General features: G+C 58.2%; 32 protein-coding genes, 1 tRNA gene and 1 other RNA gene. 15 read left to right on the top strand and 19 right to left on the bottom strand.

The features are described 5' to 3' along the window. Positions 1-41: 41 nt before the first annotated feature. Positions 42-638: a non-canonical purine NTP pyrophosphatase gene (locus A37A_RS0112705; protein WP_018291863.1), complete on the bottom strand. Its 597-nt coding sequence runs from the start codon at positions 636-638 to the stop codon at positions 42-44. A gap of 111 nt (positions 639-749) precedes the next feature. Here A37A_RS0112705 and A37A_RS0112700 point away from each other — a divergent pair. Next, a tRNA-Val gene (locus A37A_RS0112700) sits at positions 750-821 on the top strand. Positions 822-938: 117 nt separating this feature from the next. Here the strand turns inward: A37A_RS0112700 and A37A_RS19580 are convergent. Then, a complete protein-coding gene (locus A37A_RS19580) occupies positions 939-1,085 on the bottom strand; it encodes a hypothetical protein (RefSeq protein ID WP_155996681.1) in 147 nt (48 codons plus the stop codon). A 185-nt stretch (positions 1,086-1,270) separates the two neighbouring features. Between A37A_RS19580 and A37A_RS19575 the strand changes: the two genes are divergently transcribed. The 5 genes from A37A_RS19575 to ssrA all read left to right on the top strand — a co-directional run bounded on the left by A37A_RS19575 (position 1,271) and on the right by ssrA (position 3,979). Then, positions 1,271-1,549 (top strand): SIMPL domain-containing protein, encoded by a 279-nt coding sequence (locus A37A_RS19575; protein ID WP_196799625.1) that lies wholly within the window; start codon positions 1,271-1,273, stop codon positions 1,547-1,549. Between the two features lie 173 nt (positions 1,550-1,722). Beyond that, complete coding sequence (locus A37A_RS18565; RefSeq protein ID WP_231363931.1) at positions 1,723-2,325, top strand: zinc ribbon domain-containing protein; 603 nt, start codon at positions 1,723-1,725, stop codon at positions 2,323-2,325. A 195-nt stretch (positions 2,326-2,520) separates the two neighbouring features. Beyond that, entirely contained in the window at positions 2,521-2,715 is a 195-nt protein-coding gene (locus tag A37A_RS0112680; RefSeq protein WP_020494425.1) for a DNA-directed RNA polymerase subunit omega, read from the top strand. Positions 2,716-2,820: 105 nt separating this feature from the next. Next, positions 2,821-3,285 (top strand): SsrA-binding protein SmpB, encoded by a 465-nt coding sequence (gene smpB, locus A37A_RS0112675; protein ID WP_020494424.1) that lies wholly within the window; start codon positions 2,821-2,823, stop codon positions 3,283-3,285. Between the two features lie 307 nt (positions 3,286-3,592). Beyond that, positions 3,593-3,979: a transfer-messenger RNA gene (ssrA, locus tag A37A_RS19570) on the top strand. 202 nt (positions 3,980-4,181) lie between these two features. On the opposite strand, the gene purM is transcribed toward ssrA, so the two are convergent. Both purM and purF read right to left on the bottom strand, forming a co-directional pair. After that, positions 4,182-5,195, bottom strand: coding sequence for a phosphoribosylformylglycinamidine cyclo-ligase (gene purM / locus A37A_RS0112665; RefSeq protein WP_018291855.1), 1,014 nt, complete (start codon positions 5,193-5,195; stop codon positions 4,182-4,184). A 26-nt stretch (positions 5,196-5,221) separates the two neighbouring features. Beyond that, complete coding sequence (purF, locus tag A37A_RS0112660) at positions 5,222-6,652, bottom strand: amidophosphoribosyltransferase (RefSeq protein ID WP_018291854.1); 1,431 nt, start codon at positions 6,650-6,652, stop codon at positions 5,222-5,224. A 192-nt stretch (positions 6,653-6,844) separates the two neighbouring features. On the opposite strand from purF, the gene A37A_RS0112655 reads away from it, so the two are divergent. Further along, positions 6,845-7,354: a hypothetical protein gene (locus A37A_RS0112655; protein WP_018291853.1), complete on the top strand. Its 510-nt coding sequence runs from the start codon at positions 6,845-6,847 to the stop codon at positions 7,352-7,354. 25 nt (positions 7,355-7,379) lie between these two features. Here A37A_RS0112655 and A37A_RS21565 read toward each other — a convergent pair whose 3' ends face one another. Next, positions 7,380-7,535 carry a hypothetical protein gene (locus tag A37A_RS21565; protein WP_231363930.1) on the bottom strand — a complete coding sequence of 52 codons (156 nt, stop codon included), beginning with the start codon at positions 7,533-7,535 and terminating at the stop codon, positions 7,380-7,382. Between A37A_RS21565 and A37A_RS21560 the strand changes: the two genes are divergently transcribed. After that, positions 7,461-8,099: a hypothetical protein gene (locus tag A37A_RS21560; RefSeq protein ID WP_018291852.1), complete on the top strand. Its 639-nt coding sequence runs from the start codon at positions 7,461-7,463 to the stop codon at positions 8,097-8,099. The two genes, A37A_RS21565 and A37A_RS21560, sit on opposite strands and share 75 nt — an antisense overlap. A gap of 54 nt (positions 8,100-8,153) precedes the next feature. Here A37A_RS21560 and A37A_RS0112640 read toward each other — a convergent pair whose 3' ends face one another. From A37A_RS0112640 to A37A_RS0112625, 4 genes are all read right to left on the bottom strand, one after another. Continuing rightward, the gene (locus A37A_RS0112640; protein WP_304412318.1) at positions 8,154-9,167 is read right to left on the bottom strand and encodes a beta-ketoacyl-ACP synthase III; all 1,014 of its coding nucleotides are present in this window, start codon (positions 9,165-9,167) and stop codon (positions 8,154-8,156) included. Further along, positions 9,127-10,164 carry a phosphate acyltransferase PlsX gene (plsX, locus tag A37A_RS0112635; RefSeq protein ID WP_026195827.1) on the bottom strand — a complete coding sequence of 346 codons (1,038 nt, stop codon included), beginning with the start codon at positions 10,162-10,164 and terminating at the stop codon, positions 9,127-9,129. Before plsX ends, A37A_RS0112640 begins: the two co-directional genes overlap by 41 nt. A gap of 16 nt (positions 10,165-10,180) precedes the next feature. Continuing rightward, positions 10,181-10,366: a 50S ribosomal protein L32 gene (gene rpmF / locus A37A_RS0112630; RefSeq protein ID WP_018291849.1), complete on the bottom strand. Its 186-nt coding sequence runs from the start codon at positions 10,364-10,366 to the stop codon at positions 10,181-10,183. A gap of 98 nt (positions 10,367-10,464) precedes the next feature. Next, a complete protein-coding gene (locus A37A_RS0112625; protein ID WP_026195826.1) occupies positions 10,465-10,926 on the bottom strand; it encodes a DUF177 domain-containing protein in 462 nt (153 codons plus the stop codon). Positions 10,927-11,246: 320 nt separating this feature from the next. Between A37A_RS0112625 and nrdR the strand changes: the two genes are divergently transcribed. The 4 genes from nrdR to glnA all read left to right on the top strand — a co-directional run bounded on the left by nrdR (position 11,247) and on the right by glnA (position 14,671). After that, positions 11,247-11,729, top strand: a complete 483-nt coding sequence (gene nrdR / locus A37A_RS0112620; protein WP_018291847.1) for a transcriptional regulator NrdR — start codon at positions 11,247-11,249, stop codon at positions 11,727-11,729. A gap of 25 nt (positions 11,730-11,754) precedes the next feature. Continuing rightward, on the top strand, positions 11,755-12,105 hold the full coding sequence (locus tag A37A_RS0112615; protein WP_018291846.1) for a histidine triad nucleotide-binding protein: 351 nt from the start codon (positions 11,755-11,757) through the stop codon (positions 12,103-12,105). A 502-nt stretch (positions 12,106-12,607) separates the two neighbouring features. Continuing rightward, entirely contained in the window at positions 12,608-12,952 is a 345-nt protein-coding gene (locus A37A_RS0112610) for a P-II family nitrogen regulator (RefSeq protein ID WP_018291844.1), read from the top strand. Between the two features lie 285 nt (positions 12,953-13,237). Continuing rightward, positions 13,238-14,671 (top strand): type I glutamate--ammonia ligase, encoded by a 1,434-nt coding sequence (glnA, locus tag A37A_RS0112605; protein WP_018291843.1) that lies wholly within the window; start codon positions 13,238-13,240, stop codon positions 14,669-14,671. A gap of 196 nt (positions 14,672-14,867) precedes the next feature. Here glnA and A37A_RS17505 read toward each other — a convergent pair whose 3' ends face one another. From A37A_RS17505 to A37A_RS17495, 6 genes are all read right to left on the bottom strand, one after another. Next, on the bottom strand, positions 14,868-15,644 hold the full coding sequence (locus tag A37A_RS17505) for a phosphatase PAP2 family protein (RefSeq protein ID WP_018291842.1): 777 nt from the start codon (positions 15,642-15,644) through the stop codon (positions 14,868-14,870). Continuing rightward, positions 15,641-16,846, bottom strand: a complete 1,206-nt coding sequence (locus A37A_RS0112595) for a cysteine desulfurase family protein (protein WP_018291841.1) — start codon at positions 16,844-16,846, stop codon at positions 15,641-15,643. The genes A37A_RS17505 and A37A_RS0112595 overlap by 4 nt, the downstream gene beginning before the upstream one ends. An 18-nt stretch (positions 16,847-16,864) precedes the next feature. Continuing rightward, positions 16,865-17,647, bottom strand: a complete 783-nt coding sequence (locus tag A37A_RS0112590; protein WP_020494420.1) for a hypothetical protein — start codon at positions 17,645-17,647, stop codon at positions 16,865-16,867. Positions 17,648-17,735: 88 nt separating this feature from the next. Continuing rightward, positions 17,736-18,761, bottom strand: coding sequence for a glycosyltransferase family 2 protein (locus A37A_RS18560; protein ID WP_018291839.1), 1,026 nt, complete (start codon positions 18,759-18,761; stop codon positions 17,736-17,738). After that, positions 18,761-19,549, bottom strand: a complete 789-nt coding sequence (locus A37A_RS0112570; RefSeq protein WP_018291838.1) for a hypothetical protein — start codon at positions 19,547-19,549, stop codon at positions 18,761-18,763. The genes A37A_RS18560 and A37A_RS0112570 overlap by 1 nt, the downstream gene beginning before the upstream one ends. Beyond that, positions 19,546-20,496 (bottom strand): glycosyltransferase family 2 protein, encoded by a 951-nt coding sequence (locus tag A37A_RS17495; RefSeq protein ID WP_018291837.1) that lies wholly within the window; start codon positions 20,494-20,496, stop codon positions 19,546-19,548. Before A37A_RS17495 ends, A37A_RS0112570 begins: the two co-directional genes overlap by 4 nt. A 111-nt stretch (positions 20,497-20,607) precedes the next feature. Here A37A_RS17495 and A37A_RS0112560 point away from each other — a divergent pair, with 111 nt between their 5' ends. Then, the gene (locus A37A_RS0112560; protein ID WP_018291836.1) at positions 20,608-21,213 is read left to right on the top strand and encodes a DUF488 family protein; all 606 of its coding nucleotides are present in this window, start codon (positions 20,608-20,610) and stop codon (positions 21,211-21,213) included. Between the two features lie 141 nt (positions 21,214-21,354). Beyond that, a complete protein-coding gene (locus tag A37A_RS0112555; protein WP_155996678.1) occupies positions 21,355-21,723 on the top strand; it encodes a hypothetical protein in 369 nt (122 codons plus the stop codon). Positions 21,724-21,779: 56 nt separating this feature from the next. Here the strand turns inward: A37A_RS0112555 and A37A_RS17490 are convergent, their stop codons facing one another. Both A37A_RS17490 and A37A_RS0112545 read right to left on the bottom strand, forming a co-directional pair. Continuing rightward, positions 21,780-22,772 carry an IS630 family transposase gene (locus A37A_RS17490; RefSeq protein WP_231363928.1) on the bottom strand — a complete coding sequence of 331 codons (993 nt, stop codon included), beginning with the start codon at positions 22,770-22,772 and terminating at the stop codon, positions 21,780-21,782. A 154-nt stretch (positions 22,773-22,926) separates the two neighbouring features. Further along, positions 22,927-23,145, bottom strand: coding sequence for a hypothetical protein (locus A37A_RS0112545; protein ID WP_155996677.1), 219 nt, complete (start codon positions 23,143-23,145; stop codon positions 22,927-22,929). Positions 23,146-23,193: 48 nt separating this feature from the next. Between A37A_RS0112545 and A37A_RS0112540 the strand changes: the two genes are divergently transcribed. Continuing rightward, on the top strand, positions 23,194-24,072 hold the full coding sequence (locus A37A_RS0112540; protein WP_018291832.1) for a hypothetical protein: 879 nt from the start codon (positions 23,194-23,196) through the stop codon (positions 24,070-24,072). Positions 24,073-24,099: 27 nt separating this feature from the next. On the opposite strand, the gene A37A_RS17485 is transcribed toward A37A_RS0112540, so the two are convergent. Together A37A_RS17485 and A37A_RS19565 are read right to left on the bottom strand one after the other, a co-directional pair. Continuing rightward, the gene (locus tag A37A_RS17485; RefSeq protein ID WP_018291831.1) at positions 24,100-24,960 is read right to left on the bottom strand and encodes a hypothetical protein; all 861 of its coding nucleotides are present in this window, start codon (positions 24,958-24,960) and stop codon (positions 24,100-24,102) included. A 306-nt stretch (positions 24,961-25,266) separates the two neighbouring features. Continuing rightward, the coding region (locus A37A_RS19565) for an ISL3 family transposase (RefSeq protein WP_018291830.1) at positions 25,267-26,062 on the bottom strand (796 nt) is incomplete at its 5' end.

The raw sequence follows: 26,062 nt of genomic DNA, 5'->3' as shown, positions 1-26,062 counted from the left end.
AAAAGGTCGAGAGAATTGCGGGAGGAAAGCGCGACGGAGACTCAACTCCAACGATCGGGAGGGTGGGTGCGGAGAAGCTGCGCAACCGCCCGTGCCCGATGGCTGTACTGGTCTTTTTCGGCAGGCGTCATCTGAGCAAACGTGGCAGTAGCGCCCGATGGGAGGAAGATCGGGTCATATCCGAATCCTTCGGTTCCGGCAGGCAATCGGGCGATTCTTCCCGGGCAGCTCGCCTCGACGGTGGTCAAGATCTTTCCATCACGCGCCAGGGCTAAGGCACACCAGAAGGTGGCCGCACGCGCCTCCTCAGGCAAGTGCGCAAGGCGAGCCAGAAGCAGGCGTCGATTGTCCTCACCGGTAGCGTGAGGGCCGGCGTAGCGGGCAGAATGGATGCCCGGCTCTCCTTCAAGCGCAGCGACAGAGAGGCCAGAATCGTCGGCAAGAATCAAACCCTCCCTCCGCTCACTATAAAATACAGCTTTTTTGATGGAATTATCCATAAATGTATAGCCGTCTTCAATCCATGTATTAAAGATGGATGCATGATGAGGAGCAAGTAGGGTAAAGGAAGAGCCAAACAAGCGAGTGAACTCTTTGATCTTGTGACGATTGGTGGAGGCCAGATGAACCGTGTGCATATCCTTCTTTACCACAAAAGGGGACGATGAGGCGAGGGAAGCAGGTTGCTGCTCTCGATCTTTTCTTTCCTTGCGCCGCGCGCGGCGGTGCGTTAGGGTTGCCGCCGTCGAGCGCGGTTAGCTCAGCGGTAGAGCACTACCTTGACACGGTAGGGGTCACAGGTTCAATCCCTGTACCGCGCAGTGGTCATTTCTTCGCTGCTCCGTCAAAAAATGTCGCGCGATTTCGGGTGGGGCATCTGCGACAAAGGTCATCGTTATCATTGTTATTAGTTTCTCTTGACCAATGGTTTGCAATGTTTACACATAAGAGCGTAAAAAGTGGAGTGTGCCTGAGGTCCAGGCCGACGAAAAGAGGGGAAGCGGGATGACTCGCGGGTGGAAGCAGCGAGCGTAGCGACGAAAGAGCGCAATGAACGGGGAGAGCGTGCGGATCCCATTGGTCATGTTGGCATTCTTCTGGAGCGCGTGGTCCGGAAGCGGGGGCATCAGCTCAGCCTGGGCGGAATCGGAGAGTGTCCCGGCGGTACGTGTTCATGCCGAGGCAGAGGACCGGGCTCCCATCGACCGCGCAGTGGTCAATTTTATTGCGATCAGCGAAGCGAAGACACCAGGCGATGCCGAGAAGAAGGATGAGGCGCGTTTCGGCGAGGTTTGGAGACTGGTTGATGCGGAGTTGGGCGGGAAAGGCGGTGGCGATGGCCAGGGAGAAGGCAGAATGTCTGGCCAAGGCATCTAGCGTCCAATTGGGACCTGTCTTGAGCATCCAGGAAGAGAGCGCTGTCCATCCGGTGACATGTTTCCTCGGCACTGTCATGGCGTCCACCCTGAATGCGCGCGCTCCAGTCGCGATCAGCGGCGGCGAGATGAAGATCCAGGCTTCGGTTCAAGGGGTCTATCGCTTATGGTGAATCGATCCAGCAGGAGTAAAAACGGGGAGCGGCCCTTGCCATGGCAGAGGGTCGGCTGTATGGGAAGGTAGATGCATCCGGACTTGCCCGCCTTGATTGAGCTTCAGGAGCTAGACCAGAAGATTGCTCGACTTCGTTCGGAGCTTGCCCAGTTGCCTGTTGCCAAAAAACGGATGGAAGGGGAACTCGAGGAAGCAAAGCAAAAGCTGCATAAAGCTAAACTCGAGCAACAAGCATCCGAACTCGTTCGGCGACAGAAAGAAGGAGAGATCGATGAGTTGCGGCGGCAGCTTGCCCGGTACCAGACGCAACAGCTTCAGGCGCGAAAAAACGAGGAATATCAAGCGCTCTCCCATGAGATCCTTGTGGTCACCGGTGAGATCGAGCGCGAAGAAGACAACGTCTTGCTTCTGCTCGAGAAGGCCGACATCTTGCAGGCGAACGTCAAGCGAGAGGAGCAGAAAGCGGAGCAGGCGGAGAAGGAGATTCAAGGGAAGAAAAAAGAGCTGGCCGACAAAGAGTCGCGGCTGGCGCTCCTGTTGGCCGAGACGGAGAGCGAGCGGGAAAGAAAAAAAATTCGAGTAGATCCAGCACTCTTTGGTCAATATCAAAGGCTTGTGCATGGTCGTCGAGAAAATGCCGTTGTCTCCGTCGTTCACGGGAGTTGCGGAGGATGTCACATGAAACTGACTCGGCACACCCTATTGCGCGTGGAAGTGGCGACGGAAATCGCCTTTTGCGAGAATTGTGGGCGCATTTTGTTTGCTATCCCGTGAAGCTGCCGATTGCCTTTGCCTTCCGGCGGGAAGCGAGAGAGGGGCGGACACGATTCGCTGCTTGAGAAGAGATTGCTTTTCCCGATGATTTGCTTTACAAGCGTCCTTTTAACTTACGAATGAACGTATAAAACAGTGAGCGATACAATTTCTACCCTTCTATCCTCGGCTCTCGGGAAAATGGATTCTCCCGAAGTGTTGATCAATGCAGTCTCCAGCCGAGTTCGTCTTTTGGCGAAAGGGGCTAGGCCCTTGGTGGAAGTCCACCCCCAATGGAGCTTTCTGCAAGTGGCCTTGAAGGAGATCGCCGACGGGAAGTTGACGGTAGGTCCCGCAGAGGAGCCTCCTACGGCGTTCACCTCTCTTGTTTCGGAAGAACCGACGGTTTAACCGTTCATTGAGCGGCGGTTTCGGTGAGGGCGCGAGGAACGATGTCGAGCGCACACTCGCTCCAACAGACTGAGCGACAAGAGTGGAAAGGCCGTTCGAAAGATCGTGAGTGGAAAGGCCGCCGTTGATCTGTTGGTGAACCGCAGGGCTCGAAGGGATTACACCTTTCTCGATACCTACGAAGCAGGGTTGGTTCTCCTCGGCTCGGAGGTCAAATCCCTGAGGCAGGGGAAGGGACAACTCGAAGGAGCATATGCCCAGATAGAGGGTAGCGAGGCTTGGCTTTACCAAGCCAATATTCCGACCTACGCAAATGCCGCCAGCTTCACGACTCGCGATCCGAAAGCGCGGAGAAAATTATTGCTTCATAAGGCAGAGATTCGGAAACTTTTTGGAGCGATCTCTCTCAAGGGAAGGACGCTGATCCCTCTCAAGCTCTACTGGAAGAACGGGACGATCAAAGTTCTCCTCGGGCTGGGGATCGGCAAGGCAGAGCATGACAAGAGGGAGGAGATCCGTACGCTCGAAGCAAAACGGGACATTCGAACCGCGCTGCACCGCCGTCGCTAGCCGCAGGAGAACGCTTGGGAGATATGCACGCCAGCCAGGCTGCCTGCTGTGGGATAGCTAACGCGGGAAAATCCGGAGGCCGAGGGAGACGAACAGCCCGAGGGAGAATTGGATGACGGATAGAGCGAAGAGGGCAAGGGAGCATACGAGAAAAGAAAGTTGCATTCGGCTCTCGTTCTCGTCCTCGCCCCGAGGCCATCTGGGATTTCTGACCATGGTCCGGCGAACCTCTACCGCATGGCCGAACGGAGGCCGCCTCCATTTGACATGCGGCGATGCATTCGATATTCTTTACCCAGTTACTTAAGGGGGCGCAAACGGCAATCGATTCCCGTGCATCCCCGTTCGTGGCAAGTCGAGGGCTGGAGAGCAGGTTGGCCTCGTAAAAAAACCCGCTCAAAGAAAATAACTGCCGACCACGAGTTGGCTCTTGCTGCTTAAGCGAATCGCTAAACAGCAAGCGTTTGTTTCGTATCGCGCCGGTGCGGGCGAGACAAATGTGTTTTATCGCCGGACGATCTGTTCGTGGTTACGAGTTCCATGAACGGATCGTAAGAAAAAGCTCGGCGTGTCGCTCGCATCGCGGGTGGCTTGGCTAGCGGCGGTGCGCGGTTCGTCTATCGAGCCACTAAACTTGTAGAAGCGAACGAGGTTCCACGAGAAGACGAGGGTTCGACTCCCTCCGCCTCCACCATTTAGGAAAAGACGAAGCCATCTCTTTTGGGTGATTACGGGTTGTCCTTTTCCCTTGTTTCTCGATTTCCAGCGGGTTACACGCTCGACGACGTTTCTCGCAAATGAGTCAAGAAAACGAATCAGGCTGTGAGACTCTTTTGCGGCACCTGGGCGTTTCCCTCCCTTTTCCCGCTTTAGCGTAAATAGTGCTGGATGCGTTGTTAGCAAAGAAGCACGCGCCCCTGGCCTGGCACGAGGGTGCCGATGATTCGGCCGTTGACCGCACGGGCAATCTGTTGTCCATGATCGGCGGACGCCACCAGAACCATCCCGATCCCCATATTGAAAACCCGATAGCTTTCTTCCTGCGAGATCTGTCCAGCCTTGGTTAGAAAGCGGAAAAGGGGGGGGACGCGCCAACTTTTGGTTTCAATTCGAGCGTCCAGGCGTTTCGGCAAAATCCGCGGGAGATTTTCCGGCAAACCTCCTCCGGTAATGTGAGCAATTCCCTGTAACGGGAGGTGGAGCTGACGAAGCCGGCGCAGTTCCGGCAGATAGCAGCGATGGACCCGAAGAAGCTCTTCTCCCAGGGTGAGTCGGCAACCAGGGATTCGCGTAGCCAGCGAAAGATTCTCTTCCTCGAATAGGACTTTTCTCGCCAACGAATATCCGTTGGTGTGGAGGCCAGTGGAAGAAAGGCCGATGAGCAGGTTGCCTACCTTGATTTCCTTTTTGGGGAGCAAGGCATGCCGGTCCGCGACGCCGACGATCGCCCCCACCAGATCGTACTCGTCGTCGTGGTAGATTCCCGGCATTTGGGCGGTTTCTCCTCCTAAGAGGGCGCAGCCGACTCTTCGGCATGCTCGCGCCATCCCCCGCAGAACGTCACGGAAGCTTTCCGGATCGAGTCGAGAGGTTCCTACGTAATCTAAAAAAAAGAGTGGTTCCGCCCCGGTCGTTGCGATGTCATTGACGCAATGATGGACTAAGTCTTCTCCCACCCCCTGATGATGGCCGGCAAGCGCGGCGACTTTTAGCTTCGTGCCGACACCATCGATGCTCGCAACCAGAACTGGTTCTCGATAGGCTGAGAGGGCCGGCCGGAAGAGGCCTCCAAAACCACCGATTGCACCGAGGACCTCGGGACGGGTGCTTTTGCGGACGATGTCGCGCAGGTCGGCCTTTACTGTGGCGGCCAGATCAAGGTCGACTCCTGCTTCGCTGTACCGATCCATAACCAGAAAAACGGAAGCAGTCCTTGCTATTTGGCAGCCAGCCGAGCCGATTGGCTGCCCTCCAGGATCTCCTTGTGCAGTCCTCGGTTAAAGGCAACGGGATATCGGCCTGTGAAACAAGCGGAGCAAAAGCCCATGCCGGATTCCGGTGAGCCGCATGCGCGGAGGAGACCGTCGAGATCGAGATAGCCAAGGGAATCGGCGTTCAAGTACGACAGGATGCGGTCCGCCGTCAACTGATTGGCCAGGAGGGAACTTGGATCGGGAAAATCGATCCCGTAATGGCAGGCAAAGCGGTGAGGGGGGCAGCTGATCCGGATGTGAACCTCTGCGGCGCCCGCTTCTCGGAGATTGGCGACTCGGGCGCGCGCCGTGGTGCCGCGAACGATCGAGTCGTCGACCACGACGACCCGCTTCCCGCGAACCGATTCTTGTACAAGGTTCAATTTGATACGGACGTTAAAGTTGCGAATGAGTTGAGTAGGCTGGAGAAAGGTACGGCCGATGTAGTGGTTGCGAACAAACGCGAAGTCGAATGGGATGCTTGACTCCTCCGCAAAGCCGAGGGCTGCATAATTGCCGGAGTCCGGTACCGGGATGACAAGATCGGCTTCGATTGGGTGAAGCCTGGCCAGCTCACGCCCCATTTGGATACGGGCCTGGCTGACGTTCACTCCATGAATCGTGCTGTCCGGCCGGGCAAAGTAGACGAATTCAAAGATGCAAAAGGCTGCTGTAGCGATTGGCTTCGGCGCGCGTAGCGTATGGATCCCTTCCGCATCTATGGAGACCACCTCTCCGGGAGCAAGGTCACGGAGGAACTGTACATGAAGAAGATCGAAGGCGCAGGTTTCGCTGGAAACGATGTAGCCATCATCCAATTTCCCGAGTGACAGAGGGCGAAATCCCTGCGGATCTCTCGCCGCGAGGATCTTGTCCTTTGTCATGAGCACGAGGGAGTAAGCGCCTTCGGTTTGGCCCAAGGCCCAGATAAATGCCTCTTCTACCGGCTTGCTGACGCATTGCGCCATAAGATGCAAAATGACCTCGCTATCCGTGGTTGTCTGAAAAATCGATCCTCGACCTTCCAGACGCGCACGAAGAGCGGACGCGTTGACAATGTCGCCATTGTGTGCCAAAGCCAGTTCGCCTTGCGAGCAGACCACAGCGATTGGCTGTGCATTCGCGAGATTGCTGGAGCCCGTCGTGGAATAGCGAACGTGTCCGACCGCAATCTGCCCGGGAAGAGAGGCAAGGGAGGCCGAGTCAAAGACCTGCGAAACAAGTCCCATTCCTCGGTGGATCCGAAAGGGGTGCTTGCCGTCCGATGTGGCGATCCCGGCGCTCTCCTCCCCGCGATGCTGCAAGGCATAAAGTCCGTAGGTCGTAAGCGTGGCCGCGTCCGGATGCCCGTGTACCGCGAAGACCCCGCACTCTTCTCCGGGATAAAAGCGCACTAACCATTGTTAGCGCACGATGGCCGGAGGCACAAGGGCAAGAATTGATAAAGAAGCTCTGAGCGGCGATAAGGTTCTATCGATGAAGCGGGAATGGATAGAGAATGACTAAACGCTGGCATCACACGCTTTTAAGCGAAGAGGCCATTTTTGCTTTGACGAGGGAAAGGTAGGGGCTTAGAAAGGTGTAGCATGGCCGGAACGCCCTACCGGAGCAAGCTGGAAGCTTACTGGGATTCGATCCGGGAGTTGCGTCAGAGGCGCAAAAGTTGGCGCGAGATTGCCGAAGTTTTGCGAACGCAGGGAGTGGAAGTCAGTCAGCATGCTTTGTACAATTTCGTTCAAGTGCGCAGGAAATGGGCGCGGAAAGGAAAATTTGACGAGCTTCCTCCCGCTGATGCCATAGGGAGAGGACGGGGTGACTCGGAGAGCGCGACCGCAAAGCTCAAGGTAAAGGCAGAGCAGACGGCGAAGACGCCTCTTCCGGAAGAGCCGGAGAATCCCTCGGTGGAGAGCTGGTTGGAAGGCGCGATTGCCAGTGCCAAGGAGGCGGCGAAGAGGCGGGCAGCCCACAGAACGCCGGAGCAACCCGCCGAGCGGATCGAACGGCTGACTTTCCTGCCTTCCAGTAGAAGCACGGAAACAGGAGAGAAGCCGATGAAGGAAAAGGGCCGAAGCCGTGGTCCCTCTTCGCGAATATAGACCACGGCAGATAAAACAATCGGAGTTACTTACAATGGCGAAAAGCGTAATCCATGTCGTCCTCGGCACAAAAGGCGGAGTTGGGAAAACTACATTGGCTTGTCACTTGGCGGACTACCTTGCGGGTCAACACGTCCCGCACCTCCTTGTCGATGCGGATGACGAGAATCATTCGTTTCACCGTTTTTTTCCTGACTCGCTGTTGGTCAATCCACGGAACATTCGGAGCATTGACTCTATTGTTGGAATGGCAGAGAGCGGCGACCACCGAATCGTGCTAGTGGATCTGCGCGCAGGGAGCGGAGAAGAGATGCTACAGTGGTTCGAAGACGTGCCTTTCGACGAGTTGCGGGAAACCGTTCGCTTCGTCGGCTGGGGGTGCGTTACCACTGATCCAGATTCCGTCATAGTCCTTTTACGATGGGCAAACTCCTTGAGTGATCGGGTTCGGTACGTCGTCGTGAAGAATGAAAAGGATGGCAAGGAGATCACCGCTCTCGAGCAGACCAAAGAGGGGGCCGCATTCTTGAAGCAGCGGCGTCCAGAGGAGGTTCGCATCCCGTTGCTTTCTCCTTCTGCCGCTGTTGCCGATCTTAACAAGAACAACCTCTCTTTGGGGAGTGCTCTTGCGTTGAAAGAAAAGATTCCTGGCCTGACCGATACGATGATGAAAAACCGTTTCCGACGGTATCAACGGGTCATCTTTGATCAATTCGATCGGCTGGCAGAAGTGATCTTTCCTTGAACGGAGAGTGCCTGGGCTTCCCAAGCGCGCAGGCGCGTGAGAGAGCACCCGCGTTTACCACTCCAGCAGGGCACTAGCCCAGGTGAGGCCACCTCCAAACGCGATCAGGAGGACCTTTTCGCCGGGTTGGATCCTCCCTGCGGTCAGGGCCTCGTGGAGGGCGATCGGGATGCAGGCGGCCGAAGTGTTGCCATAACGTTCCAAGTGGATGAAGAAGCGTTTGAGCGGTAGGCTCAGACGTTCGGCCAGCAGTTCGATGATCCGCCTGTTCGCTTGGTGTGGAATCACATAGTCGACCTTCTCGAGGGGAAGGCCAGCCTTCTCCAGGGAGCGTCTTGCCGTGCATTCCATGGCATCAACGGCGAGCCGAAATACCTTCTTGCCTACCATGTGAATGAACTGCAGTCCCTCTCCAATGTTTTCCGCGGTGAGGGGAATCCGAGACCCGCCCGCCGGCACCGTTAGCACCTGTCCTTGGGAACCGTCCGCCCCCAGGTCGTGAGCGAGCAGTAGTCCTCCTGAGGCCGACTCTTGGACGATCACAGCCCCTGCGCCGTCGCCGAAGAGAACGCATGTATTTCTGTCCGACCAGTTTACAATAGAGGAGAGCTTCTCCGCACCCACGACAAGGACAGTACGATAGGTTCCGAGCGCGACCAGGTGATGCGCCATCACGAGACCGTAGAGAAATCCGGAACAGGCGGCTTGCAGGTCGAACGCGGGAATTTTGCGAGCTCCGATCTTCTGCTGGATTTGGCACGCCGTCGAAGGAAAGAGCGTGTCCGACGTCGTCGTTGCCACGATGATCAAATCGAGATCCTGAGGTGTCAGACCCGCTCGTTCGAGGGCCATCAATGCTGCCGCGGTCCCCATGTCGGATGGGCATTCCTTTTCGGCCGCGATTCTCCGCTCCTGGATACCCGTTCGTTCGACGATCCAGCGGTCGCTTGTGTCGACCATGCGCTCGAGGTCGCTATTCGTGAGAACCTTCGCAGGCAGATAGGCGCCCGTTCCCACAATCGAGGGTTTAGGCTCTCGATGCTGCTGTGTCTTCGGACTTGGCCTCACAATGGCGCCTCATCTCCTGAATGATCCTGTTGTTTACGTTCTGCGTGATGGCTTCTCGCGCAATACGAATTGCGTTGCCAATCGCCTTTGGGGTCGAGGCTCCATGGGCAATGATGCACGTTCCATTGACCCCAAGAAGGAGAGCGCCCCCATATTCCTCGTAGCTGGCTTTCTGTTTTACGGACAAGAAGGCTCCGCGAGCGAGATAGGCACCGAGCATCCGAAGCGGATTTTGTCCAAGCTCGGAACGCAACCAGTGCATGACCGCCTTTGCGATACTCTCTGCGGTTTTAAGCACGACGTTGCCGACAAAACCATCGCAGACAACGACGTCCACAGGATTTTCAAAAAGGTCATGACCCTCGACGTTGCCGCTGAAGTTGATCCCAGCCTGCGCCAGAAGCTTAAAAGCCTGTTTCGTCAGTTCATTGCCTTTTGCGTCTTCCGTCCCGATGCTCAGAAGCCCCACGCAGGGATTGACGACGTGAAGCAGCTCTCGTGAGTAGATGCTGCCCATGATCGCATAACCGAGCAGATGCGTGGGATCGGAATCGATATTGGCACCGGAATCGATGAGCAGAAACCGCTTGTGTTCCGTCGGGATCACCGTGGCAATCCCGGCTCGCGGAATCCCGGGCAAGGTTCGCAAGAGGATCGTAGCCGCCGCGACCACCGCCCCGGTATGGCCAGCAGAAACCAAGGCATCGGCTTTCCCTTCCTTTACGAGTCGAACGCAGCGGCTGATGGAGGAGTCTCGCTTTTGACGCACGCTTTCGATGGCCTGATCGTCCATTGCCACTACTTGAGTGGCATGAACAAACTCAACCCGATCGGCAAAATGGCGTCCTCCATGACGCCAAAACTCGTCAGCGATCTGATCTTGATCGCCGACGAGAAAGAGCATGATGTCGGGATAGGCTTGGAGTGCTCCCATAGCCCCCAAAAGAGGGTTTCGAGGTGCAAAATCACCCCCCATCACGTCTAAAGCGATCTTCATCCGCACTAGCGGCCGGTCATTCCTCGGTCTTCTGGGTCAGCACCTGGCGATCGCGATAACTTCCCGTCGCAGGATCGACGCAATGGGGAAGGTGTAGGTTGCCCGTTTTTGGATCCTTGTAAAGACCTGGGGGCCTCCACCGGTTTGCCGCTTTCCGAGAGCGAAGGCGGGCCTTCGATGTCTTGCGTTTAGGAACTCCCATGATATCTCCTTTTTAAGTCCGTTACGGGAAAACCGGGTTCCGTCAGTGCTGCCGTCATCGTTTCCCCTCTTTTCCCATTTTCTCCCGAGCAAGTGGGATCAGCGATTCCTCTGAAATCGTTCCAGGATTCCCCAAACGTCCTTTCCGTGAATCGACTGCTCTACTCCAGTTTCGCTCAGTGGTCGAATCCCTTCCGCGAAACATCCTCCCACCGCCTGTTCGTCGCAAACCGCTATCATTGGAAGGGTCAACAGGATGTCCTCTCGGATATAGGGTGTCAAGTCGATCCACAAGGGCAGGGGAGGGCGCACGCGAACGTGAAAATCGGGCAGTCGAATCGGCCAGTGCAGCCAGCGGCAGCATCGACCGCACTGCAGCTCCACGGCAGTTTCCACCCGTCCCCGGCCGACAACGAGATCGTCGACCAGGGACAGGGAGAGATCGACCACGATCGGATCCTTTGCGTGAGCGGCGGGCTCGTCCAGTTCGAGAATCAAAGGCTGCAGGACCTCTTGCACGCGAAGCGGTTCTACGGAAAGACTCGCCGTCTTGATTTTCATGGTCCAACTAAGCCTACGGACGGCCGCCTTTCCACAAAAAAGACAAAATCTCTGCTCGAGAAAATCGGCAGGGAAGTATTGTTTTGGATGCAAGGAACTGGTATTTGCCTCCTTAACCGGCATGTCTCACAAGCGGTTCGCTGCGGCGGATTCTTTCCGTAAAAATCAATCCGGCCACTCCATGATCACTGAGACCGCGGATGGAGAAGGGGCGTTTCCTCTGGTCCGAGGATCGACCCGGAGCCATTGTTTCTTAAAAGCGAGTGAGTTGGACCTCCATCCACGGGCCGCACAACCGTGGTGCCTGTCGTCGTGCCACGATGAAATGTCCAAAATGCGGAAAGCAAAAGGACCGGGTCATTGACTCCCGGCCGTTACGCCAGGGTGCCGCCATCCGTCGCCGTCGAGAATGCCTTCTCTGTGGGACCCGTTTCACCACCTATGAGGAGATCGAGCAGCTTGCCCTCCGGGTCAAGAAGAGGGACGGCAGCTTCGAGATCTTCGATCGGCAGAAGACGATCCTGGGAATCGAAAAGGCCTGTGAAAAGCGCCCGGTTAGCCTCAAAGAGATTGAAAATCTCGTGGACCAACTCATCGCGCACCTTGTGCGCTCTTACGGCCGCGAGATTCCTTCCAGCGCGATCGGAGAAGGCATCGTCGAAGGGCTCCGAGCGCTCGACGAGGTCGCCTATGTACGCTTTGCTTCCGTCTATCGGAAGTTTCGAGATGCGAGCGACTTCGTTCATGCGATAAAAAAATTGAACCGCGCTGGGCCTAGCCCGGAGACGCTTCCGCTGCTCTAAAACGCATTAGAAAAGATCCTTCGCCATGAAAACCCTCTTTAGCCGCATTATCGACCGGGAGCTTCCGGCCCAGGTGGTCTACGAAGACGAACATTGCATTGCGATTCACGACATCCATCCGGTCGCTAGGGTGCATGCTCTTCTCATCCCGAAAAAACCGATCCCGCGTCTTTCGGACGCAGGATCTGCCGAACAAGAGCTTTTGGGCTATCTGCTTGTCGTCGCGACGACGCTTGCGGAGAAGCTGGGGATCGCGGAAACCGGCTTTCGCGTGATTATCAACAACGGCAAAGACGCGGGCGAAAGCGTTCCTCATCTTCATCTTCATATCCTGGGCGGCGAGCCGTTGGGCTGGAAACACGGCGGGTCGAACTGAAGGGCCCAGAGCTAAGTCGATTTGAAAGCGCCGGAGAGAAGCTTCCGGCAGAGCCTTGCGTTTCTGCGCCAACCCGCTTGCGTGGCGCAATCCATTTGCTATCGAACGGGCGGTCGCTGGTCCAGCCCCATTCGCTGCGCCTCGGCTACGAACTTTGTGCGACATGCAGGTTAGGGTGTCGTGCGGCCATTCCACTGACCTCTAAATTAGTGCGCACAATAATTGTTATGTTAAAGCAATAGGGGTGTATTGTCTGGTGGTCCGATCCTCCTTTGCTTTCCAGAACCGGGCCGGATGCTCCGTGGTTTCGGCAATCGCAGCTACCGATTTGGGAGTTGAAAATCGGTGCCGCCGACATCCTTCCTGTGCGCAAGTCCGCCGGTCTGATGGCATAAAAGATGCTTTTCGTGTTGCAGTCCTGGCAAAAGCCGGTTAGCAAAAAGGCTAGGCTTGCCCCGTAAAGTGTGTCGAAGGCGGGAAAAAGGAATTAGGAGAGGAAAACATGGCGCTCTGCAAGATCGAGGCGGTAATCAAACCCTTTAAGCTTGAGGAAGTAAAAGAAGCGCTAACGGAAATCGGCATCGCCGGTTTAACCGTGGCGGAAGTCAAAGGGTTTGGCCGGCAAAAGGGGCATACGGAAATCTACCGAGGTAGTGAATACACGGTCGACTTCCTGCCCAAGGTGAAGATCGAGGTCGTCCTGGAGGAGGAGTTGGTGCCAAAGGCCACGGAGGCAATTATCAAGGCTGCGAGAACAGGCAAGATCGGCGATGGAAAGATCTTCGTAATCCCTGTCACCGAAGCGATTCGGATTCGGACCGGGGAGCGAAACGAACATGCCATCTAGCGGTTGGCCGCTTCCCTTCCCCCTTTCGGGTTGGTGGCATTTGTATCAGGCGTTGGGTGCGTCCGGCGATCTCGCTTGAATGCCGCTCTCAGCAATGGGAGAAGAAGTCCGGCAAGGAACCTGGTTGTTTTTCTCTGTTTGGCGCTAATGGTTTGGGTACGAGGATGATCCAGATGATACTTAGCGCAGAAAGGGAGCGGAATTGCCGGTGGTTGCGCCGGCAGCAGTTCCAGTGCTGCTCCAAAATGGAAGGTGAAGGAATACAGGAGGAATAGGGAGTCGTTTATGGCGGAAAAGTACAAGCGATGCGCTTCCGGAGAGGAAGCGTTGGCGTTCGGGCGTGAGCACAATGCACGCCTAGTCGACCTGAAGTTTTGCGATCTGCTGGGGACATGGCAGCACTTCACCATGGGCATCAATGAAGTGCCGCCAGAAGCCTTTGTGGAGGGGCTCGGGTTCGATGGCTCTTCGATCCGGGGATGGCGTGGGATCCAGGAATCGGATATGCTGGTCATGCCCGATCCCTACACGGCATTTATCGATCCGTTCATTGCGGAGCCGACCTTGAGCTTTATCTGCTCGATTTCGGATCCGATCACGCGTCAGACGTACGCTCGGGACCCGAGAAGCATCGCGATTCGTGCCGAAGCCTACTTGAAGAGCACGGGCATCGCGGATACGGCCTACTTCGGTCCGGAAGCCGAGTTTTTCATCTTTGACGATGTCCGGTACGAAAATCAGTCCAACGGATCGTTCTTCGAGGTCGACTCAGTCGAAGGCATCTGGAACACCGGACGCGACGAGGAGCCGAACCTCGGTCATAAGATCCGGCACAAGGAAGGCTATTTCCCGGTACCGCCAGCGGATACGCTCCAGGATGTGCGGGATCAGATGGTTTTGACGCTGGAAAGCCTCGGAGTCTCGGTCGAAAGGCAGCATCACGAGGTCGCGACGGCGGGGCAGGCGGAGATCGATATCCGCTTCAACACCCTACTCCGGACCGGCGATGACATGATGACGTACAAGTACGTGATCAAGAATATCGCGCGCCGATTCGGAAAGACCGTGACCTTCATGCCCAAGCCGCTATTCGGCGACAACGGCTCGGGGATGCACACCCATCAATCCCTCTGGAAGGATGCAAGGCCCCTTTTTGCCGGCAACCGGTATGCCGGGCTAAGCGAACTCGCTCTCCACTACATCGGGGGCATTCTGAAGCACGCCCCGGCGCTAACGGCCATCACTAATCCGACGACGAACAGCTACAAGCGGCTGGTTCCCGGATTCGAGGCTCCTGTGAACTTGGCCTACTCGGCGCGGAATCGGAGCGCTTCGGTTCGGATTCCGATCTACTCTCCGAGCCCGAAGGCCAAGCGCGTCGAATTCCGTACACCCGATCCGGCGGCCAACGTCTACTTGGCCTGCGCGGCGATGATGATGGCGGGCTTGGATGGGATTCAAAATCGGATCGACCCGGGCGAGCCATTGGAGAAGAACATCTACGAGCTTCCGCCGGAGGAACTGAAGAAAGTTCCGACCGTCCCGGACTCCCTGCGAGGAGCCGTCGAGGCGCTAGGGAAGGATCATGAGTTCCTGCTCAAGGGCGACGTGTTCACCAAGGATGTGATCGACACCCTTCTGGAGTTGCGTAAAAAGGATTACGATGCTTTGCGGCTGCGCCCTCATCCGATCGAGTATCAGATGTACTACGACATCTAAGCCGACGGCTGAGAGCAGATCAAAGCAAGGAGGCCGCGCCCGGAAAGCGCGGCCTCCTACTTTTGGTGCGCTCAGCAGGGGCGCACCAAACAAAAGCGGCATGGACTAGCCATGCCGCTCTGTCGGGAATCGTCAGAGGAGGTAACGATTCGCTCCAGGTTTCTGTATTGTTTGACGTCGGGTCCAGCAATTTCGTTCAAATCTCCTTTTCGGGTCGAGACGCAGGAGGTGCCGTCGCGCAGCGCGGCAGACGTCGGCCAAGCAGCGTGCTAAAAAGCATCCCCCAGAGCGCACCCCAGATTGCGCCTACGACAACATCCGAGAGGTAGTGTTGCCGCAGTTCCATTCGCGACCAGCAGATTCCGAGAGCAAGGAGGCCAACGGAGCTGCCGAGCCGCGGAAGCAGACGGATGACCGCCGCAGCGCTTGCGGTAGACGAGGCCGCATGGCCCGAAGGAAAGCCCTGAAACATGTGGATGCCCACCGGGCCGTACAACCCATCGGGGAGATCGTTGTCCGCGCGGGTTCTGCCGAAGGAGATCTGCATCTCCGGCTTATGCCCGAGTCGAAGAATCGCCGCTTGCGCCGTAGCGTACGGCCGGGGTCGGCCGAAAGAGAAGCGGCCGGCGTCCAGGCTAATTCCTGCCGCGGAGGCGGCCAGGAAGCTTGCCAGGGCAGCCGATCGGGCCCGATGGCTTTTGGCGATCCGGCCTCCAACAGACAATAGGAGCGAGACGAGGATGCTTCCTGGGATATAGTCGCCCCAGAAGCTGAACTGCTGCGCGATCTGTTGGAAGAGCGGACAGTCCATCTGCTGCATCTGCCGGTAAACGGAAAAATCGATCGGAAAGGAAAAGACAAATCCGGCTGCAAGAAGTCCTGCGGAAATCGCGAGCCAGCCGAGCCAGCGTTTCTTCCGGAAGGACACCCTGCCGTCGACTTGGCTCGCCGCACGACTTCCGGAGGTGTTCACGGGCTCGCTTCTCCCACGGACGACTGCGAAGACAAGCGACCCTTCCCTAACTGCCAGGCAGGCGACATCGCCCGCAACCGCTCGATGACCCCGGTGTAGATTTGGCAAAAAGAGTGAAGGTTCTCCTCCGAAGTCTCCTTGCTCAGCGTGACGGAGACAGCAGACATCGCCAGACGCTGTGGAATCCCGATTTCCCGAAGGACGTGACTGCCGCGCAATGACTTGCTTATGCAGCTCGGGCCAGCGGCAATCGCAACGCCTTTTAGGTCGCAGGCGAGCACCTGTGCTTCTCCTTCGGCGCCTTCCGCACTCCAAGCAAGGTGGTGCGGCAGACGCTGCTCCCCTGGTGGAGGACCGTGCCAATGGAGAGCGGGAATTTCACCGTGGATGCTCTCCCAGAGTTTGCTCGAAAGAGTGCGAAGGCGGGATGCTGAAGCGGCTAGGGTTCCGGTGGTCAGCTCGACCGCCTTGACCGCTCCGACGATCCCCGGAAGATTCTCGGTGCCGGCGCGGAGTCCCTTCTCCTGGGAGCCTCCATGAAGCTGGGACCAGAGGGCGATTCCCTCCTGCTTGCGCAAGGCCCCTACTCCCACCGGCCCTCCGCACCCGCGGAAGTGGAACGCAAAGAGCGGGACGGAGATTTGGCGCAAGTCGATGGGCAGCCATCCTGCGCTCGCCGTTGCATCGCAGAAGAGGGTTGCGCTCGTCTCCTGACAGATTTGGGCAATCTCTGGAATCGGCTGAATCGTGCCGGTTTCCCCGTTGGCCCATTGGACGCAGACAAGGATGGTCTCGGACGTAAGAGCCGCCGCGATCGCTGCGGGATCGACCGCCCCTTCCCGATCAACGGGAACCCAGTCGATCTCCGCCCCCTGCCCGCGCAGCCAGTCGAGCGAGCGCAGGACGGCGACCGATTCCACAGGGGAGGAGAGGATGCGATTGCCTCGCTTGCGGTTCGCTTCATAGAAGCCTTTGAGGCCGAGATTGATGGCTTCCGTTCCCCCGGAGGTAAAAAAGATCTCCGAGGCAGAGACGTTCAGAAAGGATGCAACGCCCTCCCTCGCATTTTCCAGCGCTTGCCGCGCCCGAACACCCGCACTGTGTAGGCTGGATGAATTTCCTGGCTCCTGGAAAAAGGGAAGCATCGCCTCGAGCACCGCCGGATGAACGGGTGTCGCCGCTGCCGAGTCGAGGGAAATCACAGAATGAGGCCGCAGTTCCTAAGAAGCCGACGAATCCGCCGTTGCGAATGAGCCGGATTCCTTCGCCACAGCGGAAGCATAAATCGGCCCAAACCAGGTGTCGACAAGGCAGAGACCGAAAAAGAGGGCGAACGGGATGGTGTAAAAGAGGGACATCAGGATGGCGTTGAGTCCGCCGAAGAGGGCCGAGGCGATCAAAAAGTCTCCGCGCCTTCTCCAAAACAGGCGGAAAGTTTCCCGATAATCGAGGGCACAAGCGGAGACGGAGGCGCCATCGAGCCAGCGGCAGCAGGCGACCGCGCAGAACGGCACTGCGAACCAGCTCCCAAACGGGATAAAAACGGAAAGCAGGTTGGAGGGAAGTCCCAGGAGCCGGATGAAGAGACCATAGCAGGCCGCCACCCAAACGAAGAGAGGCAAGAGCAAGGTCGTCAGGGAGATTGTGAATTTCACCGCGCCTTCGCGGAGATATTGTTTAAGAACACGACCGCTCCATTCCGGCAACTGCCCCCCGCCGAAGCGTGCTCTGCGCAGAACTTCGTAGGTAAAACCCAAGGCGAACCAGAAGCTAGAGGCATTGGCGAGGAGAAGGCCGAGCGAGAGGAATTTGTGCTGCGTCCATCCGCCGAACCAGTCCGGGGCCACGGCCAAGAGGACGGGATTGATCAGCAGGATGCCCCCAAAGATGACCTTGGGAAGCCAGAACCGATCGGCAAACAGGGTGGCAAACCCGGCGCGAATGTCCCGAAAATAGCAGACCTTCTCTCCATTCCCGCGAGGCGAATCGACTCGGTGATGCATGCTGGCTCTCCTTCCAAAGAGGAACTGGTAGATTGGGATCAAAGCGTCGGCCTCCGCAAGCCAATCCTTGACCGAGGAGACCTCGGGATCAAGATGCGGTTTCTCGTCTTCTCATGCCGACATCCTCTCGCCTAAAGCTTCGCAAGCGTTTTTCCAAGGGCCGAAAGAGATTCGCGGTCCGGCAGACCCTTTCCGCTCCTTCAAAACCGAGCACGTCGAAGAGTGTGCGATAGCTCGGCGTCGCCTTCGGTCCGCAGGGATAGACAAGGCCACGTTTCTGACGCTCTCGATAGAGTTCCGCCGCCTCCCTCAGGTTGTCTTTGGCGATCTCCCGGAGCACCCGGAAATAGGTCCATGCCGCCGCTTCCCTTCGCCGCCCCGTCCATCGCTGCTGCTCCTGCAGCCAGCAGGTCATCCTGTCGAGCAGGGAGAGCTCTGTCCGAAAAAGGGCTGCATGATCGCGATGGCAAAAAGTGCCTTGCGACCAATCAGCCCGGTAGACGGCGCCGGCGGTGGGCGTCCAGGCGAAAAGAAAATTGGCCTGCAGTGCCCGCAGGTAGATCTCGTTGTCCTCCGTCGCGCAGCGAATCGAACGATTCCATCCGCCAATGCGCATAAGCGACTTTTTGCGCCAGAGGCCGGCAGCGACTTGTGGGTTTTTCCGCTCAAGCCAGCGGACAATCGGGTCAGCGTCTCCCTCGTCTTTTGGCTGGTGGATCGGAAGCGGCTTTCCCCCTTTCCACCGCTCTTCGAGCAGAGGAGAGAGAATGGCGTCGGCATCCGGATTGGTGCACTCGGTCCACTGGCGCTCGATCTTCCAGGGTTTTAAGTAGTCATCGGCATCCAGATATTGAATCCACTCCCCTTGGGCTTCCAAGAGAACACGGTTCCTTGCCGCCGCCGCGCCCTGATTGCTCTGACGATGGACGACCACCCGGTCACGGTACCCGTCTAAAATTTCCGGCGTTTGGTCCGTGGAGCCGTCGTCCACTACGATCACCTCGGTCGGTTGCCAGCTTTGGGCCAAAACGCTCTCCAACGCTTGCGCCAGGAAGCGGGCTCCGTTGAAAACCGGAATTCCCACGGTAAGCCGTGGCCTTTCGGAATGGGACATCAGCGTGCTTCTTTCTCCTGAGAGCGTTCCCTCGCCAGGGTAGCTTCCGCCGTTTCCCCCTCCGGCTTCCAGCAGGGGATCACGACTCGATTCATTGGATCGCGATGATAGGCCCGTGTCGGCCTACCGAAAAGCAGCGGATCGAGCGCGGAGCCGACATCAAGATAGATGTTCTCTGGGGAAACTTTCCAAAGAGCGTGGATGATCACCTTCCCGAGAGGCCCTGCCGCGATGAGAAAAAGCGCTCCCCGGGAGAGAGAGGCTTTCAGATCGAGAAGGTCGAGAAACTCCCGCTCTCTCCTCTTCCATAGCTTGACGCAATCCCCCGAAAGCGGAAGGACATCGGAGATGCCGAGAGCCTCCTCGAGCCGAGGACGGGAAAGGCAGGCATTCCCCACGAAGATCCTCGGCCGGCTCGTCCGGCGGAATCGGGGAACGAACTCCTCCAGAAAGCGATTGTGATTCCCGTTGGCGAAGAGCGCGGCAAAGGTCAGGCTTTCCCGACGCCCAGCGGTGAGGCCCCGCACCAGGTCGTGCATCCACGGGCTCATGTCCCAGGAAGGAAGGCCGTAAAAATAGGAGTCGTCTTGGATTCGGAGCGACTCTCGAAGCGCCGACCGGAAACGGAGATCCTTGTCCGGACGGTATTGCCATTCGTGCTTGCATCCGACCGGCTGATTGGCCAAGACGCGGGCTTCCCCATCGTTGTAGCGGGCAAAGGCGAACGGCTTTCCGGAATCGAACAGATCCAGAAGCTCGTCGAAATCCTTCCGGAAGTCCTGTGTCATTCGCGAGCCCCTCCCAAGGCGGCAGGCTGCCAATGGCCGAAGGAGAGAATCCGTTTCTTCGGGCGGACTTCTCCCCTTCCCGCCGCCGCTGCCCGAATCGCTCCATACTTTCCCCATCGCTCCTTCCAGGAGCCGCTGCATCCGGCGATCGGCCAAGCCAGTCCGAGAAGAAAAAGCTCCCAGGAGCTCTTCACCCATTGACTGATCCGGATCCACCGAAGCGCACGCGCCGAATAGTGCTTTCGGTAAAAGAGATATTCCCCTTCCAGCTTCTTTTGCCAGTAGGCCCGCGGGTCCGTGCCCTGCTCGCTGTGGCGGCCGATATGAAACGCCCGCACCTCTGTCAGGCAGGCGAGCCGCAAGCCAAGTCGGCGCACGCGAAGGCAGAGATCCTGGTCCTCCCCGTAGAGAAAGAAGTCCTCGTCAAATCCCCCGACCGCCGCGGCAGTTTCCGCGCGCAATGCGAGGCAGGCGCCCAAAAGGGCCGCAAGCTCACCCGGCAGGGTGCCAAGCTCCCCTCTCGTCCAGCGTTCGTTGGGATAAGCACAAGCCATGCTCGGCTGCCGTGAGCCGTCCACCTCGTAGAGGGAGGGACCCACTGCACCCAATGAGGAGTCGGAACGCAGGGTCGAAACTAGCTGCGCCACCGCATCCGGATCCGGAAATCGCAGATCCGGGTTCACAAAAAGCAGAATCTCGCCCCTTGCCTCGAGCATGCCCTGGTTGCAGGCCCGGGCGAACCCGACATTCTCGGGATTTCTCCAGAGCCTGATCTCGGGAAACTTCCCGGCGATCCAATCCGCCGTCCCGTCTCCGGATGCATTGTCGACGACGAGAATCTCCAGTCGACCCCCCTCTTGCGCCTGAAGCGACCGGAGGCAGCCGTCCAGCACCGGACGGCTGTTGTAGGTCACAACGATGGCGGATACCTCGATCGATTCCCTCACTGGTCGGCACACCTAGGGTGAAACGCGGAAGAAGCACTGTCAAAGCCAAAGCGGGGGAGGCGCATCTCACGAGGGCTTCGCTCCGTCGCGGAAAAAGACCTATCTTTCCCCATGGACCCGAAGTCCTCTTCCCTGCCCACGCCCGGTTCTCTCGTTTTTACGCTCGGACACGGAACACGCTCCCTGGACGAGTTCGTTCAGATCCTCAAAACAGCAGGAATCCGGCTCGTCGTCGACATTCGGACCATTCCCCGGTCCCGCCATAACCCGCAGTTCAACCGGGAGACGCTACCCGCCGCACTCGCGACAGAGGGCATCGACTACGAGCATTTTGGCGCGCTCGGAGGCCTCCGTCGCCCGAAGCGGAACTCCCCGAACGGAGCGTGGCGAAATCCCAGCTTTCGCGGCTTTGCCGACTACATGCAGACGCCGGAGTTTGCTTCTGCGGTGGCCCATCTGGAAGAAACGTCTCGCCGGACCCCGCTCGTCCTCCTCTGCGCGGAGACCGTTCCCTGGCGCTGCCACCGTTCGCTCATCGCTGACGCCCTAGTCGTCCGCAGACTTCCGGTGCACCATCTTCTTGACGCCACACATGGCCACCCTCACCAACTCACTCCCTGGGCGCGGGTGAGAGGCCGCCAAGTGACCTATCCGTCTGCGTGCGCACGGTCGACCTCCGCGGATCCGCTGCCCAGCCAAGCTGGTGCCCATGGGTGAATCGAGAAAACCTCCCTCTGCTGGATGCGCGGCGAGCCCCAATCGCCTAACAGAAGAAGAGAGGGGCCCCCTTCCCGCCAAAACCGAGCAGAGTGGGGATTCCCGATGGAGCAAGAAGAAAAGAGGAAAGACGGAGGTGCCATGCCCGAAGAAGATGGGAAGCCGGAGGAAAGAGCAGAGCAGTTCATCCAAGATCTCCCCCCCTCCCAGCCGCTCGAGCGAGCGGTGGACCAGTTTTTAGGCCAAACCCTAGATTTGGGCCAGAAGGTAACGGCGGCAGTTTGGAATGGGACGGGACTGAACTATCTGTTTGAAAAAAGCAGCCATAAGGCCGATGCCCCTTACCCGAAACGGGATGCGGAAAAGCAGCGCGAATCCCCCTTGCTCGCTCTCAACAAGGAACGGGACGACAAGAAGCCGGAGGAAAGAGGAGAGAACTCCACCCAAGATCTCCCCCCGACGATCCGGCCTCAGAGCCAATCTGAGGCCATGCGCCGCCCAGGATCCTAAGGGCAGCAGCTACGATCGCCTCTTGAGCGCGATGAACGAGAAGCTAGTACATCGCCTCATAAGTTCGCAGCAGCATATTCGGCTTGGAATTGCTGGGTGAGCTCGATGATGTGCTGAAGCTTTTCCGGCCCTTTAGTCCAATGGAAGGGCTGACAGTGGTCATTGTATTTGGCGAAGTAAGCCTTGAGGAAGCGCTCTAAGTCCTTGCTCGATTTGTGAACAGAGTGTTGGAGGCCCTGTCGGGTCAGGATGCTGAAGAAGCATTCGATGAGGTTTACCCAGGAAGCATGGGTCGGCGTATAGTGAAAGCCGACATTAGGGTGAAGCCTGAGCCAGTTTCGGGCTTTTTCATTCTTGTGCGTGTTCAAATTGTCCAAAACCACGTAGAGCCGCTGGTCCTCGTAGCGTTTGACAAGCTCGTCCAGAAACGAGAGGAAATCGGCCGAGGTCCGGGTCTCCTTGACATGGGCAAAAGACCTCCCGGTCTTCACCTCCAGGCTGGCCAAGACCGTGCGCGTTCCGTGCCGGACATACTCGTTGGTCCAGCAACGGGGCCTTTTCGCCCGCAAAGGCAGCATCGGCTGCGTGCGATCCAGGGCCTGGATGCCGGTCTTCTCGTCCACGCAGAGCACCACGGCGTTCTCCGGAGGCTGCATGTACAGAGCGACCACTTCGAGGAGTTTCTCCTTGAACTGGGGATCCGGGCTAAACGTGAAGGTGCGAAGGCAATGCGGATGCAGATCGTAAGCTCGCAGAATGCGCGCGATCCGAGCTGGGGGCAAACCCAGCTCCCGCGCCAGCGTGCGGATGCTCCACCGGCTCAAACCTCTCGGCGGTTTACTGCATGCGGTCATCACCACTTTGCGCGTAAGCGATTGGCTTATCGTTACCGGGCGTCCGCTCCGCGGCTCATCGTTGAGCCCAGCGATCCCCTCCGCGGAAAACCGTCGCCGCCATTTGCCCACGATATGCGCGTTGCACTGGAGCTGCCGGGAAATCGCCGCGCTGGAAACCCCATCGGCAGCCATCAGAATTATCCGTGCTCTCATCACCAACCCAGCTTTCGCATTCCTCTTGCGGACGATCTCTTCTAACACTTCTCTCTACTCTTCACGAATCGGTAATGCAGTTAAAATGGCTCCCATAATGAAAGCCATAATACCTAGTCTGCACTGTTATGGTACGTAATTATGAAGCGATGTACTAGATCAGGCCCAGAAAGAGCTGCTCGAACTTCGGACGAAGGTTGACGAACTGAGCCAAAAAAGCAGCCATAAGGCCGATGCCGCCCACCCGAAACGGGATGCGGAAAAGCAGCGCGAATCCTCCCCGCCGCTTCCGCCCGTGGAGTGGGACGAGTACGCTATTTCCTCGCCCGGTCCCTATCCTACTGAAAAGACCCACTCCTCCTCGACCCATCATCCCACAAAAGAGCATCCATCAGAGGAGGGTCCGGCAAGAACGACCCCGATGCAGGCCCGTGAAGCGCTCCGCCACCTCCGGGAAGAGTCCCGGACCATCGGTGGGGAAGCTCCCCGGGAAGAAAAGCAGCTGGAAAAGGAGTTTGGCCGGCTCCAGCACCAGAGGAAGGAGTTTTTCGAACAGACCACGAGGGTGGTTAAGGACGCAACCCAACTTCAGCAAGACCAGCGCCTCCACCCCGAGCGGGCCGCCAAGGACGAGGAAAAGCTGCGCCACGACTGGCAGATCCTCCGCAAGGACAAGGAAACCGTCCGACACGACTCTCAATCGCTCGAACGCGATGCCGCCCGTTTGGGCAAGGAGCATCCCGAGCTGCGAAAGGAAGGAGATGTCCTGGCCAAGGAAGCCCATCGAGAAGGACGCGACCTTCCGTCCATTCCTTCCGATCCTGCATCCTGCCCTGGCGCCCATCCGCGGAGCCATGCGCAAAAGGCGATGGAAGCGCTTCGCCAAAAAGCCAAGGAGTCTCACTCCCCCACCTGCCTGATCGTCACCCAGGCCGGCCGCCACGTTCACATCTTCGAAAACACCCGCAAGGAGCTGCTCACACTCCACAAAAAATATGGGGAAGATGTGGTTCGCGCCCAGAAAGACAAGGCCCTCCATCCGGAAGAGTGGAAGCGGCTTTGGGACGATCGCAAGAGGCTGGCCCACGATCAGATGGCGATCGACAAGCAGGAGCAGATTCTGGGGAGAGAATTCCACACGATCGGTGCCTTCGCCCAGGAGATCGGCAAGGAAGATCCCTCCCTGCGCAAGAGTGCCCAGAGCCTGAGCCAGCAGGTTCAGTCCGAGACGCGGGATGCCCACCGCTTCATCCCCAGCGTTCCATCTCGTGAGCCTCGCGGAGGATGCCGGGACCGCTGATCCGTTCGCCGTTGCCGGCTGACCCGGTCAGGGCATTGGGGATGGCTGTCGCAATGTGCCGAAGTCATACTGGAGAGCGACCCACCCTTCGAAATCCTGGTACCAGCCGGTACGCGAGTGGATCGAGGAGACCACATCCGGATTGAGGCCCTCCACCGTCGAACTGGTTGGAGCAATGAAACGGGTCGCATATCCGAGGATCCAATTCCAATGGGGGACGATCCGGATGGCGACCCCCGCTAGAACCTTAGTCGACGGGGCATAGGTGAAGACCGTCTGTCCGGGAGCGACCAACTCTTCTCCCGAAGGGCTTACCACCGAATTCCCACTCGTCCAGGATAATGCGACCCCGGCGGTGGCTCCCAGGAACGGCACGAATCGGGTGGGGTTGGAGATCAGGACCACTCCGCCGATCTCCGGGAGAAACGTCCGGCTCGATCCGCTGGAAGCGGTAGGCCCGGCGGAAGTGGGACTGTGGGAGAGGGCGGAGGAGCTCATTTCCGCGTAGTTGAGGATTAGCAGCACCCCGGGAATCGCCTTCCACTTCCCGTCCTTAGTCAGCGGCAAGCCGGCGTCCATGAAGTTGTAGCCGAGGTAGGGACCGGCGAAGATGCCGGTGTGGGTCTGGGAAGCGCCATGGGAGCTTTGCGGGCCTTCCGGAGTTTGGGCGACTCCCGAAACCCGCTGTGAGGTCGGCCAGGCACCGCCGAAGAAGCCGCCGACCACTAACCCCTTGGTCCAGTTCTCCTCAGGGTCCGGAGAGCGGAGCAGCTTGAGCCGCGCCGCCGCCTTTTCGACCGAGGGCTCCTCCACGGAAATCTCCTCGCTGGAAATCGGCCCGCCCATGCTGAAAAACGGAAGAGCCACGGCCCAAAGCGCCGCACCCACTGTTGCGATGGAAAGCCTTCCCCTAGCTAGGGCGTGCGTTGCCATGTTGGTTGGGCCAGCGCACCTTGGCGGAAGGAAAGAGCCCTGTCAATTCCACAATACCAATACCGTCGTAAGAAACGGAAGGGACCGCTTGGGCATGGGCTGGAGAGTCTATGAAATGGGGCGTGGACGGCTTTGGCGAAGCGGAAGCGGTCTCGCCGGTTCCAGTGGACGGCGCGAGAACGACTTTCTTTACTGTTAGACAACAAACCCGAAGACCGACCCACACACGAAAAAGCGGGCCTCTTCGCTGTTTTTCGTGGGTTATGAGGTTACGATGGGAAGATCCAACCTCAGCTTTCCGGCTTTGAGGAAAGCGGCGATCCGCAAGTAGCGGAAGCTTCGGAACCCTCTGGCCATCCTTTTGGCGAGCTGGATGCGGCCGTTGATCGCCTCGATGAGACCATTGGTCACCCGGCTCTGGAGGAAAGCAAGGACGCCGTCCAGGTGCTTTTTGAACGTCTTGGAAAGCTTTCGGAAGGGAGCGAGCCGACTGCGGTCGGCCCACTGGAGCCACCAGCGAAGCTCTTGGGGATCCTCCTGGGCGAGGATCTCTTGTAGAGCCTCACGTAGCCCAATGGCTCTTCCCAGTCGGGGGTAGGCGGCGCAAAGGGAAGCGCGCAGACTCTTCTGCTCCCTGCTCCGCGTCCATTCGTTGCCTCGCAGCGCCCAGAGGCTTCCCTTCGGCAGCAGCCCCTGACGCACGAACTCCTTGCGTACTTGGTCGACCGCCTCTCCCGCCATCTGCATGATGTGGAAGCGGTCAAAGACGATCTCCGCCCTGGGGAAGTGCTCCTTGGCTCCGGAAATGTAGGAGGGGCTCATGTCCATGCAGATCAGCCCGATCTGCTCGGGATCCGCTCCGTGCTCCCGCATCTCCCCGGCAAATGCCTCCAAGGTCTCCTTCCCTTTGCCCTCCACCAGGAAGAGGAGCTTCCGGCTGTCCGCGTCGGTAACGGCGGTCACGTAGCGGTGACCCCGCTTGCTGCTTGTCTCGTCGACCAGGATCCGCTTCACCCCGCTCCAATCCTCCTTCCGATAGGCCTTTTCCACGTAGTGC

This window comes from Verrucomicrobium sp. 3C (assembly GCF_000379365.1).
Classification (GTDB): domain Bacteria; phylum Verrucomicrobiota; class Verrucomicrobiia; order Methylacidiphilales; family Methylacidiphilaceae; genus Methylacidimicrobium.
This window is presented reverse-complemented; position numbering and strand designations above follow the sequence as displayed.